The following is a 16,505-nucleotide window of genomic DNA, read 5'->3' as shown; positions in this document are numbered from 1 at the left end:
GGTTCAATTATCTGATTCATCCTCACAGCTTACGCCCACCCAAGCAGCCGCCCGCCCTGAAAAACAAGGAGCGACACGATATAAGCCAATACCAGGCAATAGCCCATGGAGAAGAATGTCCATTTCCAGGAATCTGTCTCCTTCTTGATCACACCGACGGTAGCCAGACAAGGAATATAGAGCAGAATAAAGATCATGAAGCTGATGGAGCTTAGCGGTGTGAACACTTGGGAAATCTGGCCTTCCAGCCCGGCAGTATCCGGGGCGTGATAGATAATGTTCATGGTAGAGACAACGACTTCTTTTGCCAAAAAACCAGGAACCAACGTGGAGCCTGCCTGCCATGTGCCAAAGCCGAGCGGCTCCAGCAACGGAGCGATCAGTCCGCCGAATTTGGCCAGATAACTATCATCCATCGCGACATCGAGTCCACCCGGTCCGGCATAGGAGACTAGCCAGATGATGACGGAGCCTGCCAGGATAATGGTTCCGGCTTTGCGCAGAAAGCCCTTGCCCTTCTCCCAGGTGCTGCGCGACAGAGTCTTCAACTGCGGCATCCGGTAAGGAGGCAGCTCAATCATGAAGACAGAGGACTCATTTTTAAATAGTAATTTGGAGAATACTTTACATAGAATCAATGCAAAGACAATGCCTAGAACATACATGGAAAGTACAGCAAAGGCCTGCCGTTCCGGGAAAAAGACTGCTGCAAACAAAGCGTACACCGGGAGTCGTGCAGAGCAGGACATCAGTGGCATAAGCAGTGTGGTCAGCATCCGGTCTTTGGGCTGTTCAATGCTTCGTGCAGCCATAATGGCCGGTACGTTACAGCCAAATCCGATAATAAATGGGATAAAAGCCTTGCCGTTCAACCCCATCCGTTCCATCGTACTGTCCATCAGTAGACACACCCTGGCCATGTAGCCGGAATCCTCTAGGAACGAGATGATCAGGAAGAGGATAAAGATCTGTGGTACAAATACAATCACACCACCAACGCCAGCAATGATACCGTCGACGATCAGCGCATGTGTAAAATTGGAGGCTCCGAGGAATCCTAGCAGGGAATTGGCACCTTCACTGACTGGGCCCGAGATCAGTCCGTCCACGATATCTGACAACGGACCACCGACCCAATCAAAGGTAGTCTTGAACAAGGCATACATGATTAAGATAAATAAAGGCAGTCCCCAGAATCGATGTGTCAGAAGGGCATCCAGTCTTTCGGTTAGGTTGTGCGGCTTCTGATCTGCTCTGTCCAGCACTTCCAGGCATAACGAGGTGATATAGTCCATCCGGACCGAACGGAGCCACTGGGGCAATGTCAAGGCCAGCTTCTTGCGTTGTAGCTCGCTCTGACAGGCATCCCCAAGCTGCAATAACTTGCTGACATCCATGCGAGCTTTCAGGAAATCTAAGACAACGGGATTCAGCTCCATTAGTTGTAAAGCGATCCAACGGTGATTCGGCAAATCCTCCAGGTGGCGCAATTCCTGCTCAATCGAAGAGATAGTAGCTTCCGCGATTTCCCCGTAATGGAGCTTGAAGTGGACAGGAGGGATGTCCGTGGATTGTCCGAGAAGGCTCAGAATTTCTTTGCAGCCCTTGCCAGTTCTCGCTACCAGCGGAAGTACAGGAATGCCAAGCCTGTCCTGCAAAACTTCTGGGTTGACATGAATGCCACGCGCCGTAGCCACATCAATCATGTTCAGACCCAGCACGGTTGGTTTGCCGTACTCAAGCAATTGGAGCGTAAGCAGAAGGTTGCGTTCCAATTGGGAAGCATCGACTATATTGATCAGTGCTTCGGGCGATTCTTCAATCAGGTACTGGGCAGCTACGCCTTCATCGCGAGAAAGTGGATGCAGGGAGTAAATGCCGGGCAGGTCGATGATCTTGCCTGCGCCGTTCTTGAGGCTGCCGACTTTTTTCTCGACGGTTACACCCGCCCAGTTCCCTACATACTCGTAGGAAGCAGTTAGTGTGTTGAAAAGAGAGGTTTTTCCGGTATTGGGATTGCCGACCAGTGCGATAGCGCTCATAAGAGGTTAACCTCTATTCTGGAAGCTTCCTTCCGGCGAATAGCGAACAGCTGGCCGTTGCATTCTAGGGTGATGGGACCGAGAAAGGGGCCTTTTCCTTTAAGTCGAATAAGGACACCCTCCAGAACGCCAAGATCGGCTAGACGTCGACGGAGGATGGGGTTAATGCCTTCTATTCTATGAATGGAACCAGTAGCGCCGGATGGTAGTTGGAGCAGAGTACAGGGGTGCAGAGTCATAATAACCCTCCATAAGATATTGATAATCAATCTCAATGGTCTTTTTATGTAATGTAGCATGATTTATGAGGAAACTCTGTGATTTTCGTCATTGTTGCCTGAAGGAAAATAGCTTTACATTTTAATCTTCATTAAAGTATTATTGAACGATAATCCATGATTGCATAGTTGAAGGGAGAACGAATCGTGAAGACTAATCAGAGCAAAATCGTCGATTGCACCATCCGCGACGGAGGTCTAGTGAATAACTGGGATTTCAGCGTGGAATTTGTTCAACAATTGTACGCCGGCTTGAATGAAGCAGGTGTTGATTATATGGAGATCGGGTACAAGAATTCGCCCAAATTGCTGAAGGGTGCCGAAGGCGCCGGACCTTGGCGTTTCCTGGATGATGACTTCCTGCGCAAGGTAATCCCGCAAAAAGGCCACACGAAGCTCTCTGCGCTCGTCGATATCGGCCGTGTAGATGAGAATGATATCCTGCCGCGTAGCGAAAGCATGCTCGACCTGATCCGGGTAGCCTGCTACAGCAAAGATGTAGACAAAGCACTGCAGTTGGTGCAGACCTTCCATGACCTCGGGTATGAGACCACCATCAACATTATGGCACTGTCGAATGTGATGGAGAACGAACTGTTGGAAGCCTTCGAACTGATCAATGAGAGTGTTGTTGATGTAGTGTACATCGTAGATTCCTATGGTAGCCTGGATCACAATGATATGAAGTATCTGGTGGACAAGTTCAAGACGCATCTTCCGAACAAACGCCTAGGGGTTCATACTCATAACAACCTGCAACTGGCCTTCTCCAATACGCTTGTAGCTGCCGAGAATGGTGTGGAGTTGCTGGATGCTTCTTGCTACGGTATGGGACGTGCAGCGGGTAATTGCCCGACAGAGCTGCTCGTTACTCACTTGAAAAATACAAATTACAAACTTCGCCCGGTGCTGGACGTTGTGGAACGCCTGATGATTCCATTGCGTGAAAAAGAGGAGTGGGGCTATATCATTCCTTACATGATCACCGGTACGCTTGACGAGCATCCCCGCTCAGCCATGGCTCTCCGTTCATCGGAAGACAAGGACAAATCGGTAGATTTCTATGACAAGCTCACAACACCGGAAGTTACCTTTGGGGAAAAATAAACGGCAGCTTTCACAACAAGCACTGACCCCGTCTTGGGGAAGGTGCTTTTTTTTGCGAAATGCTAAAACCTTCTTCGTTAAAATGCAAAAATATAGGCGGAAGATTAATAGTGTCTGTCGATAACACTTTTATATTGTCGAAAGAACGCTGTAACTTTAGAGACCGATTCAACCGATATTTATACATAGGGTAAAAAAATCCATTCCATTCACTATCAGAAATAAATATAGATATTATTTTTTCGGACGCGAGGGACTTATGAGACAAGAAGAGAAAAAAACAATTCGTGCGGCCATACTGGGGGCGCTACTGTTCCTTCTGATTCAGATTTTTCATTCATCGTTAAATCTGGATGACGACTGGTCCTTACTGTCAGCGTTATACCTTATTGCTGGCTGCTGCAGTGTTGCTTTCGGGTTCGCAATTTTTGCACAGGGCTGGCTATTTTTCTCGAACAGATTGTCCAGAGCGAGACTATACGCCTCTGCGCTGTTTTTAGGAGTGTGTATCTTTGATTTCCTGCATATACTCAGCTTTGTCGGTATTCCCTGGATATCTTTCTACATAAGCTCTGATGAATCATTGTGGCTGCTGTCCGCATCGCGTCTGGCCAGTGCGCTTGGTATCCTGTTTATTTTCAGCCGAAAATCCCCTGCCGTCTCCTACTCGCATAAGAGCAGAGTGTTTCGGGTGTCTCTTATGCTCATTGTGCTGTCTCTGAGTGTATTCTTTTCCGGAAGAGCGATTTTCCCCCAACTTCTGATGGATGCCAGTGAAAGCACATTGAAACAAATTGTGGATATTGCCGTACTTATCCTCTATCTGATCGGCGTTGTCGCCATACTCTTTCCAGACAAGCAGGAGAAATCCGCATCCTTGTTAATTATTATCCGAGCCCTGATTTTCTTCGCTCTTGGGCAAACATTCTATATGTATCCTCTTCACCTTGGCGATGTGGACTATCTGTTCGGGATGATTTGCAGCGCAGTGGCCTATTATTTCCTGCTTACCGGGATTTATCGGCTAACGATTGAGGAGCCCTTCCATGAGAAACAGCAGATTGAAGCCCGCATTAATTATCTGGCCTTTCATGATGACCTGACGGGCTTGCCCAACAGACGCCGCCTGATGCAGCGTGTAGAAGAAATGATCAAGAACACGAACAAGGACGAGGAAAAGAGTCTCTCCGCAGTCGCTATTTTGAATATTAATCATTTTAAGAATATTAACGACTCTCTGGGCCATTTTGCCGGAGATCTGCTTCTGCAGATGGTCTCACAGCGTATCGGCTCCGATGCTAGGCACCATGAAGAGCTCTTTAGTATGGGAGCAGATGAGTTTGCTTTTCTGATGAAGGAGAGAGACAGCCTGGAGGATTACCTGGTTCGGGCCAGGGAACTGCTGGGGCTGTTTGAGACGCCGGTTAATCTGGAATCGAGTGAATATCATATTTCGCTAAGTCTGGGATTGAGCATTTACCCGGGGGATGGAGAGACGGCTGAACAATTGATCCAGAATGCGGATACGGCCGTGCATAATGCCAAGGAGCAGGGCGTAGACATCCGGCGTTACATACCGGCTATGCAGATGAAGGCCAAGGAGCGCTTAAAGCTGGAAAATGATCTGCGGAGAGCGCTGGAGCGGGACGAGTTCTATCTGGTCTATCAACCACAGGTACAGCTAGAAACGGAAGAAATTGTGGGGATGGAGGCGCTGCTGCGCTGGAATCACCCCAAGCGCGGGCTGGTCTCCCCGGCCGACTTCATCCCGATTGCTGAAGAGAGTGGGCTCATCGTGCCTATAGGGGAATGGGTGCTGCGGACTGCCTGTCTGCAAAATAAAAAATGGCAGGAGGCCGGCTACCGGCCCATCTGCGTATCCGTTAACTTGTCGATGCGCCAGTTCCTGCAGCCTAACCTAGCTGGCAAGATCGGCGGCATTTTATCAGACATTGGGCTGGACCCAAGTTATGTTGATCTTGAGATCACGGAGAGTATGACCTTGGATAAGGAGACAGCATTTGAACAGTTGAAACGGCTCAAGGAGCTTGGTGTGTTCATCAGCATAGATGATTTCGGCACAGGCTATAGCTCTTTGCATTACCTCAAGAATATGCCGATTGACCGGCTCAAGATCGACCGCTCCTTCGTGGCTGAAGTGATGGAGGACAGCAACAATGCGGCGATCGTCTCAACCATTACGTCCATGGCCCACCACCTGAAGCTCAAAGTCACCGCCGAAGGCGTCGAGAATGAGGAACAGCTACAATTCCTGCGCCAGCAGCGTTGCCATGAGGGGCAGGGCTTTCTGTTCAGCAAGCCGATCCGGGCCGCGGAGTTCGAGGTCTCTTTTCTCCAGTCTCCTATGCTGGGTTTGCCGCATTGATTCCAGGAATTTCAACTTAGGCAAATCCAAGTATTGCATTTCGAGCTGAAGAATGATAAGATATCTCTTGTATTCAATTTCATTGCGGGTGTAGTTCAATGGTAGAACTTCAGCCTTCCAAGCTGATAGCGTGGGTTCGATTCCCATCACCCGCTCCAACATTTAAATAACCCAAACCCTTGCACTGCAAGGGTTTTTTTGTTGCGTATAAGGCGACATTTACTATATATTTTATTCCAATGGGGCAGAAAATGGGGCTAAGTTAGAACATTGTGAATTGTGGTCTTCAATGCTTTTATCAGATACTAATCCGCTCTCTGGTTTCAACCGGGGAGCTTTTTTATTGATAATGTACATTCCAAAATATAGTATAATGAGGAGTATAAGGATGGAGTTTAGGGGGAATCTAAGGTGCAGTATATTATCTATATGGATGAATCAAATGATGAAGGACCTAGATTTGGGAACTTTTATGGTGGGGCCCTAGTTCGATCTCATGATAACCAATGGGTGACTGAAATCTTAGAAAATAAAAAACGTGAGTTAGGTTTAAATGGTGAAATTAAGTGGCAAAAGGTCACACTGCAATATGTTGAAAAGTACATTGCTTTGATGGATACTTTATTTGATCTTATACAAGAAGATTCTGTTAAGATTAGAATAATGTTTACACAGAATTACTTTGAGGCGATAAACCTTTCAACTGAGCAGAGAACCAAAGAATACCAAATGCTATATTATCAATTTTTCAAACACGCATTTGGCTTAAAGTACTCCAATCCAACTTCTTTAGAAGATTTATCATTGCGTATTTATTTTGATGAATTACCTGTTTCCCCGAAAGATGCCTCTGAATTTAAGGACCACATTGAAAGAATCCAATTGACCAGGGAATTTACAGAAGCAAAAATTAGAATCAGAAAAGAGGATATCACAGAAGTCAAGTCACATAACCATGTATTAATGCAATATATGGATGTGGTTCTTGGGTCAATGTATTTTAGACTTCACGATTTTCATAAGATTATACCAGAAGGAGAAAAAAGAAGGGGAAAGAGAACCGTTGCAAAAGAGATGGTTTACAAACATATAAACAACAGAATACGAGGAATATATCCGAATTTTAACATCGGGGTTTCAACTGGATATAAGAACATTGAGGACAGGTGGAACCATCCATACAGACATTGGCTTTTCATCCCTAATGAACACAGAATTGCTCCTAAGTATATAAAAAAATAAACCCCATCTCTCCTACATAATTGGCCTAAGTGGAACTTAAGCGTTCGGAGAAGACAGGGCTTCTGATACATTAAATATATACCCAAAAAAGCCTTATTGCAATACTGGCTGATGAATTTTATTGGGATTAAGCAAATTTATTAGCAACTTATCCAATAATTATCCACAAAATAGTATAGTCTAGAATGAGTTTTTTATACCCGAAATTACAATTCCCTCGCTATGATAATGACTTTATGACAGCTAGCTTAGCCCAGTCTAAGGTTGAGTCCTGTATTAACATTTGAGGGATCTTCATCACTTATGAAAGTAATAGCACCGATCGATGTAAGCACTTATTAAATACAAAATAAGAAAAAGGGCTTGTAGCTAGAGGGCAAGCTCTTTTTGTGTACATATATTTAAAGTTAGAGCTATCTAATGTCATTTTTCTGTGGCATAACTGTCGTCTGATATGTCCTTAATTTTAAGGGTTGTCGTACTTATTTTAGTACTTATTTTCTTTCCCATTGGAAAAACTTTAAAATAGGGCATACTTCATTGTGGCTTTACAACAAGGTTTCTCTAGACCCACTCGCTATTTGTCTGTTAAGTTTTACTTAATCCTGGAAAAAAGGTTGTGAAGCTCTTGAATGGCTCGAAGACTGCTTTCCTATCTGTGCTTAGCAATACCTTTATCGTTTCTTTAAAACTTGTCATCGGAATAGTTACAGGTTCGGTAGCCATTATCTCGGAAGCGATCCACTCTGCGCTGGATTTAGTTGCTTCGTTGATTGCGTTCATCTCGGTGCGAATATCAGGGCGTTCTGCGGATAAAGGTCACCCTTATGGCCATGGCAAAGTAGAGAACATTTCAGGCACAGTGGAAACATTACTTATTTTTGTAGCTGGGATCTGGATTATTTATGAGTGTGTTCATAAAATAATGAATCCGACGGAAATCGAATTCCCCTTCCTGGGCATCCTTGTTATGGTTATCGGGGGCGGTGTCAATTTTGTGGTTTCTCTGAAAGTTAAAAAGAAGGCTGAAGAACTTCATTCTGTTGCGATGAAATCAAATGCACTGCATCTGCTTACTGATGTCTTCACATCTTTGGGGGTTGCATTCAGTTTATTATTGGTTACCCTCACGGGATGGACGGTACTGGACCCAGTGATCGGGATTGTTTTGGCCATTTATATCATGAGAGAAGCCTTCAAGCTGCTTAAGGAATCATTTCCTCCTTTGATAGACGCGCGATTAGCAGAGGAAGAGGAGAAAGAAATCATACTTCTCATTGAATCCTTCAAAGGGAGATATATTGAGTTTCATGATTTTCGCACCCGCAGGTCGGGTCCGGAAGAGTATGTGGATTTTCATCTGGTGATCCCATCCATGATGGATGTTAATACTGCGCATCAGCTATGCGATGAAATTGAACAAACCATTAAAGCAACATTTGTACGTGCCCAGGTGATGATTCACATTGAACCAGAACATGAGAAGTTGGCAAGCCAACCGTTGTAAATTCAGCAGATCCTGCCAAGATTAATCCTCATTCAATTGGATGTCCTTCAGGATATAATCCCAGCTATCATAATCATTCATGTCCTCAGGGACTTCCAAGACACAGATGTTGTCAATATTCCAATTGATCTCTCTAACAGACTGGAGGTCGGGTACAGGATTCAGAATTAGTACGGTGAAGCTGTTTTTTTGCAAATACTGAGACAATACCTCGCGAAGCTCTACCGCCTGTTCATAATGACTGGCCCATCTGACGAATAACGTGCTCTGGCTTCTCGTTAAGCGGTCCCAGAATCGTGAGATACGAAAATTGAGTTTGGCTTTATACGATGGATAGGAGGCAGTCCAATCCGTACCCTCAATGATCGGAAAATCATGGACGGAGATAATATTGTACTGTGTGTCTTTGATAAAATAGGATTTTACCGGAGTGTTCTCATTTCCCCCAGGATAAATAGGTGCTCCATCATCCAGCAGAAAATGGGTATCCTCTAGCATGTGCAAATTTTCGAACTCCATAAAGCTCTGAAACTTGTTTCTATAAAGTCTGTTCACATCACTCAACGAAAACGAGATCATCCAGTCGAGAGGCATGGCGAACTTCCTTAGATTGTTTCTTCTGAGATTTATAGCAGGTGCACAGGACATCCCTAAGCTGACGATTAAATCATAGCTTTTTTTAACCTCTTTTAGTTTCATGTAATCACCCTGTTCTAATCAGATTCTATCCATTTAGTAAGTTATATGTTTGCATGCTCTGAATGGATTGGACAGGGAAGTAGAGGATATCGCTATTTACATATTGTCCCAGAAACGCTAAAATAGAATTCTTGAATGCATCACAATCACACCCTGCCAACTAAAGGAATGAATTTAGGAGCTATACGATGAAAAATAAATATTTAACCCTGCTTATGGCCTTACTTACTCTAGTGCTGGTCCTCGGTCAACCTGGTTATATTGATGCCCAGACTAATAACGTAATTGATAGTAAAACCCGAGATAGACTGACAGAGCAATATGGACTTGAGCAGCCAGAAATTTCGCATAGTAGTGGAATTGATATTGGAATAAGTGATCCTGTCCCGTTCTTCATTACCATATCTAAAGTCGCTGTGAATCCATATGCCTTTATGGTCCAAAAGCTTATCCGTCATTGGGTTTACTGAGAAGATGAGCTCCTAGCGCTATTACATAGGTTCATTAATTATCAGGTTATCGCAAAAAAGCCCGGCCTCCTTAAATGGGAGGTCGGGCTTTAACGTAATTGTCTTATACTGTTTTCAAAAACTCAACAATGGTCAGCAGACCTTTATCGAAGTTCTCCAGGTTAAAATGCTCATCCGGTGCATGCAGATTCTCGTCGTCGAGACCAAAGCCCATCAGAACCACTGGTGCTTCCAACACCCGAGCGAAGCTCTCCATGATTGGAATGGAGCCACCGTCTTTGGTGAACAGCGCACGGGTTCCGTACACTTTGCCATAGGCATCGGCTGCGGTTTGCAGGATTGGATGTGACGGATCACTGTTGAAGGCGCGTGCCTTCTCCATTTGCTTCACATGTACCTTCGCGCCAGTTTGAATATTGGCTTTTAGGTGAGCCTCGATGACATCGAGGGCATGCTGTGGATCTTGGTCACCTACGAGACGGCAGGTGATTTTGGCATGTGCTTCTTTAGGGATAACCGTCTTGCTGCCTTCGCCTTGGAAACCGCCGTACACGCCGTTCAGTTCAAGCGTAGGCCGAGCGCCAATCCGCTCTACGAAGCTGTATCCTTCTTCGCCATATAGCGAATCCAGTCCAAGTCCTTCTCTGATTTTGTTCTCGTCTACGCCCTGCTTGGCGAACTCTTCGCGCAGTAGCGGGGACAATTCCGGAACGCCTTCGTAGAAGCCTTCCACCGCGACACGGCCCTTATCGTCATGCAGGCTAGTCAGCAGCGATACGAGGGCATGCAGAGCGTTCGGAACGCCACCACCGTACGAGCCGGAGTGCAGATCGGTCAGAGCAGTCGTTACAGTGACTTCCAGCGAGCAGAGACCGCGCAGTCCTGTGCAGATGGCCGGGCGACCGCGCTCCAGCAGTGAGGTATCGGAGACAAGCACAGCATCTGCTGCGAGCTTCTCTTTGTTAGCTTCGAGGAATGGCGGCAGATGTGCACTGCCGATCTCTTCTTCGCCCTCGATGCAGAGCTTGATGTTAACCGGGAGGGTGCCTTCTTCCTTCAGGATGGCCTCAATCGCTTTGATGTGCAGGAAGACTTGACCTTTATCGTCTGTTGCCCCGCGGGCAAACAGCTTGCCATCCCGGATTTCCGGTTCAAAAGGTGGGGTCGTCCACAGATTCAGCGGATCTACCGGCTGTACATCATAATGGCCATAGACCAGGATGGTCGGCTTGCCCGGCGCATGAAGGTAATCGGCATATATGACAGGATGTCCGGCAGTGGGATGCAGCTCGATGTTCTCCAGCCCGGCCCGTTTCAATGTATCCAGCAGCCAGTGTGCCGCCGCCAGAACATCATCCTTGTGCGCAGACAAGGCAGAGATGCTTGGAATGGTAAGCCACTGTTTTAACTCGTCGAGATGAGCGTCCCGGTGAGTTTGAAAATAAGATTCGTACGACATAGTGATATGTACCTCCTTAAAATGTATGCCCGCACGACGGGCTTAAGGTCTAGCCAGAGGGTCATTGAACCGAGAGTCTAGTCTTTACTACCGTTCTTAGAATGCGTGCTACAGGAAACATTATACTGGAGAACGCCAAAGTGAGCAAAAAGGATTGCAAAATGGAGCCAGTCCCTCCCGTTTTCCTTGATGTAGCGCCGCTTGCCGCTTCTCTCCCGATTGTTGATTACTAAGCAGTAACCATGATAGACTGGGTAAACCTAATAGGCGAAGTGCTGTACAAGCTGCAAACTGCAAGCTGTATGGAGGTAACCGGAACGATTATATGAACAGAGGATGGGACGATTTTGCATAAAGAGGTTAAAACACCTGCATTTATCTATACTTACGCTAGCTCGGTGGACGAAGAATCCCTATGTGAGATGGAGCTGCGCTGCTTGTTTGGGCAGAACGTGGGCCCATCAATTTTTGCAAGCGATATTGAAGTAGACGTCAGCCGCAGTCCTTTTGTTAAGGAACGGATTGATGTGATGTATGCGGGTGATAGTCTGCCCGAGATCTATGAACAAACTGAACAGGTGCAGGTTGGGGAGAAGACGTTTAAAGTTATTTTCGTCAAGACCAACGATCTGACGGCTGAGAATAAAATCGAATATGATGCGCGCAGAGGAATTGAGCGGGAAATTGGCCTACGCATTGAAGGCGAAGCGGATGTGAACTCTCCGCAGTTGGTATATGGCATTGTGACCTTGGGCGGGCGCTGGTACTTCGGGCCTTACCATAAGAATAACGCGGATTGGTTCCGTCATATGAAAAAACCTCGCAGTTACTCCATTGCGCTCAGCACACGTGTGGCCCGGGCAGCCATTAACATGGGTATTCCAGATCCGCAGGGCATTAAGGCGATTGACCCTTGCTGCGGAATAGGTACAGTGATGGTAGAGGCCCTATCTATGGGTATCGATATTGTGGGCCGGGATATCAATCCTATGATTGCCACTGGAGCTAGAACGAACATCGCCCATTTTGGATACAGCAGTGATGTTACCTTGGGGGATATCGCCGATATTCAGGAACACTATGACTTTGCATTCGTAGACATGCCTTATAACCTGTATTCCAGCATTACACCCGAAGAACAATTCTCCATTCTGACCAATACCCGGCGAATTGCCGACCGTGCTGTGATTGTGGCGATTGAGGCTATGGATGAAATGATTACGGATGCCGGATTTACGATCAAGGATCGTTGTATTGCCAAAAAGGCGGGCTTTTCCCGTCACATCATGCTCTGCCAATAGACTGTACCTTGCGGGGGAATCTAAGGAGAAGAGGGATTATTCATGGAACAGAAATGGTTATCCTGGGCTAAAGAAATTCAGGCGATTGCACAGACGGGTCTTGCTTATGCCAAAGATGTGTATGATGTAGAGCGTTATCAGGCGCTTCGTGAGCTAAGTGTGGATATTCTGGCCAACTATTCTTATGAGAGCAAAGAGAAAATCAGGCTGTCTTTCGCAGGAGAGGAAGGGTATTGTACGCCCAAAGTGGATATCCGGGGTGTAGTGTTCCGTGAAGACAAGATTCTGCTCGTCCGTGAGAAGCTGGATGGCAAATGGGCGCTTCCCGGCGGCTGGGCGGATATTGGTCTATCCCCGAGTGAGGTGGTCGTTAAGGAAATTGCTGAAGAAGCGGGCTTTCAGACCGAGGCAGTCCGCTTACTCGCCGTACTGGATAAAAAGTTTCATCAGCATCCTCCGGAACCTTACCATATCTACAAGTTGTTCATCCTCTGCCGAATTACCGGCGGTGAGGCTGCCGTAGGAGTGGAGACCAGTGGGGTCGCTTTCTTCGGGGTAGACGAGTTGCCAGAGCTTTCGGAAGAACGGAATACGAAGACTCAACTGCAGACTATGTTTGAATACTTGCAAAATCCCGACAAGGCAGTCATTTTGGACTAGGGGTCATGCATATAATGTATGAATTCCCGGTGTGCAGGCGTTTCGAATGCCGGAAAAAGTGGTTAATATCCATTATGTAAGCACTTACAATTTTAAAGCCCGCTGAGCCTTTATATCTAAAAAAAGATTAAAATTTTTACTTTTTGGGCCAGGCGGTCTACATTTTTTCCTCTGCTGTGACGATAGATATTTTAGGAGGGGATCGCATGGAACAAGAAGAACTGAGACTTCCGTTGCAACAGGAGGGTGTGAAACGTCCTGCGGAAGGCAATATCGCTACCGGGCTGTTGTGGGGCCTTCTGATCAGCATCCCGCTATGGATTTCGGTCTTTGGCTGGATTATGGGCATTTGGCGTTAGAACCAGCACAAAGTACACATTTATTCTATAACTTTAGCCGCATATAACAAAGGCTGCACTCTTCGATTTGAAGAGGCAGCCTTTTTGGTGTTTTTAGAGGGTGGGGGATGGCGAATAGACAACTTTAAAGTTCTCACACAGGACCATTATCCCGGTGTCAAAAGCTACATTCCAGAAATCTGCCTCCCGAGAGAAGAAATCCTCATGGACAGCACGCCAATAGTCCAGTGTTCTGTCGCCTTCACCTTCCGTAAAGGCAAATTCCTCACCAACCTCGTTAAAGGGTAGAATGTCCACCTTCGTGGTTAGAATCACCGCTTTCGGCTGGCCCAGCCCGTTCAGGAGAATGGCGTGGTCGCCGACGTGAGGCGGCGTTCCCCCTTCCAGCTCATACATTGCATAGTTAGAGGATGTTCCTGTCTTGATTCCCCGCAGCACGAGGTCCAGGAGCTCGTCAGCCATCTCCGGGCTATCACCAAAGGCCCAGGCCACATAGTGCTCCCCAGCTTCGGGATGTACGCGGAGGTATTCTTGCCAAAATTGCTCGATTTGTTCAGTGTTATTCATAGTATTCACTCCAGTTGTTATATAGGGTCTTCCCGCGGGCCAAAAGATGGGGGGAAGACGGCTTTCTCACAGCCGTCTTTTTATCGCATCTTATCGTATCTATCGTAAATCGCATTTTATCGTATCGTATCGCATCTATCGTATATCGTATATCGTATCTATCGTAAATCGCATCCAATAACGCTCTGCTTCAACGCTTGGGTTCAGCGTCTCTTTCTCACATTAAATACACGTGTGCTCCCCGGCGCGTGCCAGATGCAGCCAGCTGCTGTGTTACTCTACAGCACCTTCTGCGGCTTCCATCCAGGCGGAGTAGAGCTCATCCAGCTTCTCCTGCGCAGCATCCCTCTCTTGCTGAAGCTCTGTTAGCACAGCTGCATCGTTGCCGATTAGCGGGTCCATCATCCGGGCATCGATGTCTCCGAGCACCTGTTCCGCAGCAGCGATGTCCTGTTCCCAGACAGCTTGAGAACGGGTAGGGAGAGAAGAGCCCCAGCCTCCGAATTTCTTCTTCCCGGAACCTTTAGCTCTGGCACCACCTGTTTGTGATGGAGCCAGGCGGGAGCCAGCGTGTTTGCCGGAAGTACTGGCATTCTTATCCGTTGCTCCAGTGACATTATTGGATGAGGAACGGGTAGTATCCGTGGATGCTGCTCCAGTACCATTTCGCTGTGACGAGCCAGCAGCATTCTTTCCTGTTGCCGTAGCGTCTTGCTGTGACACACCGGCAGAGGCCGCTAATTCAGCCTGCTTTTCTTTATAGTATTCATAGTTCCCCTGGAAGGCATGGAATCGGCCGTTTTCAATACACCACAACTTGCCGAAGCAGCGGTTGATGAAATATCGGTCATGGGAGACGGCCAATACGGTACCCGGGAATTCCTCAAGTGCTTCTTCCAGCGCTTCGCGGGAATCGATATCGAGATGGTTGGTCGGCTCATCGAGAATCAGCAGATTCGGACGACGGTGCATTAGCACTGCGAACCGCAGCCGGGTCCATTCGCCGCCGGACAGGTTCGCTATGTCTTTGAACACATCGCTTCCGAAGAAGAGGAAGCGGGCCAGCTGCCCGCGGGCTTCGCCTTCCTCAAGTCCCGCTTCTTCCCGGAAATACCGGAGGACAGATTGCCCGCCGTCCCCGGGAACGGCCTCCTGAGCGAGATACCCGACAGCGGCCCGGGAACCCAACGTACAGCTGCCGCTGTCCGGAGTTTCCTCGCCGAGCACCATTCGCAGCAGCGTACTTTTCCCTGCGCCGTTGCCGCCGATCAGGGCTGTTGTTTCACCGTATCGCAGAACTTCACTGGCATCCTTGAACAGTAGGCGTTCACCGTAAGACTTGGCAACCCGGTCCAAGATTAGCGCCTGATTCCCGGAGCGGTCATTCTGCTCCAATTGCAAATCCATCGATTTTCGCTCCAGAATCGGGCGTTTCACCTTAACCATTCGATCCAGAGCCTTTTGCATGGAGGCAGCCCGGCGGTGGAAGCTAGGGTTCGGTGGATTAGAGCGGTTGCCCCATTCAATCAGTCGTTTGATGCTTTCCTGCATTTGTTTGATTTTCTTCTGCTGTTCTTGGTAATCCGCAAACTGCTGGAGCAAGCGCGTCTCTTTTTCCTTCTGATATCCGCTGTAATTCGTGTGATAGGTGATGGCCTCACCATCTTCAATCTCTATCACCTTCTTCACCAGCGCGTCCAGGAAGTAGCGGTCATGGGAAATCGCGAGGATGGTGCCATCATAGTCCTGCAGGAACTGCTCCAGCCATTCGATGGCCGCCATGTCCAAATGGTTAGTCGGCTCATCGAGCAGCAGTACATCGGGACGGCGCAGCAGCAACTCAGCCAGGCCGACCTTGGTTTTCTCCCCGCCAGAGAGGGAGGTGAAGAGGCGGTCATACTGCTCTTGTTGAATGCCTAGCCCTGCGGACACCCGCTGGATGTTGGCTTCGATCTCATAACCGCCAGCATTCTCGAACTTTTCCTGAAGGCTACCGTATTCCCGAAGCAGCCGATTCCAGTGTGCTTCATCGGTTTCAGCGTTCAGTAGGGACATCTCCTGCTCTAATTCCCGCAAGCGATGCTGCCATTGCAACGTCTCAGCAAAGCTGCGCTGCAGAATGTCATACACCGTGTCATTTTCCTGAAAATCTTGAATCTGCGCCAGCATCCCGACAACACTGCCTTTGCGGATCGAGATTTGTCCTTGATCCGGGCGTTCAGCGCCGCTGAGCAGGTGGAAGAGAGTGGTTTTGCCACAGCCATTACGGCCGATCAGGCCGATTTTCTCGCCTTGGCGGATTTCAAAGGTAATGCTATTCAGCACGAGCTCGGCGCCGTGGTATTTTTGGACATTTTGACATTGAATAATCATAGGTATTCTCCTTTTAGAACACCCTTCATCCGCCGTTACACTAATACAAAAAGAC

Annotated in this window: 14 protein-coding genes and 1 tRNA gene; 9 read left to right on the top strand and 6 right to left on the bottom strand. The window is 47.5% G+C overall.

Going from position 1 to position 16,505, the window contains the following annotated elements:
* Positions 1-29: 29 nt before the first annotated feature.
* Together feoB and AC3Y23_RS16790 are read right to left on the bottom strand one after the other, a co-directional pair.
* Complete coding sequence (feoB, locus tag AC3Y23_RS16795) at positions 30-2,042, bottom strand: ferrous iron transport protein B (protein ID WP_379200922.1); 2,013 nt, start codon at positions 2,040-2,042, stop codon at positions 30-32.
* The gene (locus tag AC3Y23_RS16790; RefSeq protein ID WP_379200920.1) at positions 2,039-2,281 is read right to left on the bottom strand and encodes a FeoA family protein; all 243 of its coding nucleotides are present in this window, start codon (positions 2,279-2,281) and stop codon (positions 2,039-2,041) included. The genes feoB and AC3Y23_RS16790 overlap by 4 nt, the downstream gene beginning before the upstream one ends.
* Positions 2,282-2,467: 186 nt before the next feature.
* Here AC3Y23_RS16790 and AC3Y23_RS16785 point away from each other — a divergent pair, with 186 nt between their 5' ends.
* The 5 genes from AC3Y23_RS16785 to AC3Y23_RS16765 all read left to right on the top strand — a co-directional run bounded on the left by AC3Y23_RS16785 (position 2,468) and on the right by AC3Y23_RS16765 (position 8,562).
* A complete protein-coding gene (locus AC3Y23_RS16785) occupies positions 2,468-3,427 on the top strand; it encodes an aldolase catalytic domain-containing protein (protein ID WP_379200918.1) in 960 nt (319 codons plus the stop codon).
* Between the two features lie 259 nt (positions 3,428-3,686).
* Positions 3,687-5,813 carry a putative bifunctional diguanylate cyclase/phosphodiesterase gene (locus AC3Y23_RS16780; protein WP_379200916.1) on the top strand — a complete coding sequence of 709 codons (2,127 nt, stop codon included), beginning with the start codon at positions 3,687-3,689 and terminating at the stop codon, positions 5,811-5,813.
* Positions 5,814-5,897: 84 nt separating this feature from the next.
* Positions 5,898-5,971, top strand: a tRNA-Gly gene (locus AC3Y23_RS16775).
* A 253-nt stretch (positions 5,972-6,224) separates the two neighbouring features.
* Complete coding sequence (locus AC3Y23_RS16770; protein WP_379200914.1) at positions 6,225-7,055, top strand: DUF3800 domain-containing protein; 831 nt, start codon at positions 6,225-6,227, stop codon at positions 7,053-7,055.
* Between the two features lie 628 nt (positions 7,056-7,683).
* Positions 7,684-8,562: a cation diffusion facilitator family transporter gene (locus AC3Y23_RS16765; protein WP_379201247.1), complete on the top strand. Its 879-nt coding sequence runs from the start codon at positions 7,684-7,686 to the stop codon at positions 8,560-8,562.
* Between the two features lie 21 nt (positions 8,563-8,583).
* On the opposite strand, the gene AC3Y23_RS16760 is transcribed toward AC3Y23_RS16765, so the two are convergent.
* On the bottom strand, positions 8,584-9,261 hold the full coding sequence (locus tag AC3Y23_RS16760; RefSeq protein WP_379200912.1) for a DUF1796 family putative cysteine peptidase: 678 nt from the start codon (positions 9,259-9,261) through the stop codon (positions 8,584-8,586).
* Positions 9,262-9,449: 188 nt separating this feature from the next.
* Here AC3Y23_RS16760 and AC3Y23_RS16755 point away from each other — a divergent pair, with 188 nt between their 5' ends.
* Positions 9,450-9,731 carry a hypothetical protein gene (locus AC3Y23_RS16755; protein ID WP_379200910.1) on the top strand — a complete coding sequence of 94 codons (282 nt, stop codon included), beginning with the start codon at positions 9,450-9,452 and terminating at the stop codon, positions 9,729-9,731.
* A gap of 103 nt (positions 9,732-9,834) precedes the next feature.
* On the opposite strand, the gene AC3Y23_RS16750 is transcribed toward AC3Y23_RS16755, so the two are convergent.
* Positions 9,835-11,190: a dipeptidase gene (locus AC3Y23_RS16750; protein ID WP_379200908.1), complete on the bottom strand. Its 1,356-nt coding sequence runs from the start codon at positions 11,188-11,190 to the stop codon at positions 9,835-9,837.
* A gap of 347 nt (positions 11,191-11,537) precedes the next feature.
* On the opposite strand from AC3Y23_RS16750, the gene AC3Y23_RS16745 reads away from it, so the two are divergent.
* The 3 genes from AC3Y23_RS16745 to AC3Y23_RS16735 all read left to right on the top strand — a co-directional run bounded on the left by AC3Y23_RS16745 (position 11,538) and on the right by AC3Y23_RS16735 (position 13,510).
* Positions 11,538-12,491, top strand: a complete 954-nt coding sequence (locus AC3Y23_RS16745) for a TRM11 family SAM-dependent methyltransferase (protein ID WP_379200906.1) — start codon at positions 11,538-11,540, stop codon at positions 12,489-12,491.
* Positions 12,492-12,533: 42 nt separating this feature from the next.
* Positions 12,534-13,151, top strand: coding sequence for an NUDIX hydrolase (locus tag AC3Y23_RS16740; protein ID WP_379200904.1), 618 nt, complete (start codon positions 12,534-12,536; stop codon positions 13,149-13,151).
* A gap of 206 nt (positions 13,152-13,357) precedes the next feature.
* Positions 13,358-13,510 (top strand): hypothetical protein, encoded by a 153-nt coding sequence (locus AC3Y23_RS16735; protein ID WP_175371189.1) that lies wholly within the window; start codon positions 13,358-13,360, stop codon positions 13,508-13,510.
* 93 nt (positions 13,511-13,603) lie between these two features.
* On the opposite strand, the gene AC3Y23_RS16730 is transcribed toward AC3Y23_RS16735, so the two are convergent.
* Both AC3Y23_RS16730 and abc-f read right to left on the bottom strand, forming a co-directional pair.
* Positions 13,604-14,077 carry an ASCH domain-containing protein gene (locus AC3Y23_RS16730; protein ID WP_379200901.1) on the bottom strand — a complete coding sequence of 158 codons (474 nt, stop codon included), beginning with the start codon at positions 14,075-14,077 and terminating at the stop codon, positions 13,604-13,606.
* A 273-nt stretch (positions 14,078-14,350) separates the two neighbouring features.
* Entirely contained in the window at positions 14,351-16,450 is a 2,100-nt protein-coding gene (gene abc-f, locus AC3Y23_RS16725; protein ID WP_379200899.1) for a ribosomal protection-like ABC-F family protein, read from the bottom strand.
* Between the last annotated feature and the right edge of the window lie 55 nt (positions 16,451-16,505).

The organism is Paenibacillus sp. MAHUQ-45 (genome assembly GCF_058133325.1).
The sequence above is the reverse complement of the archived record's forward strand: the minus strand, read 5'-3'. Positions and strand labels throughout refer to the sequence as shown.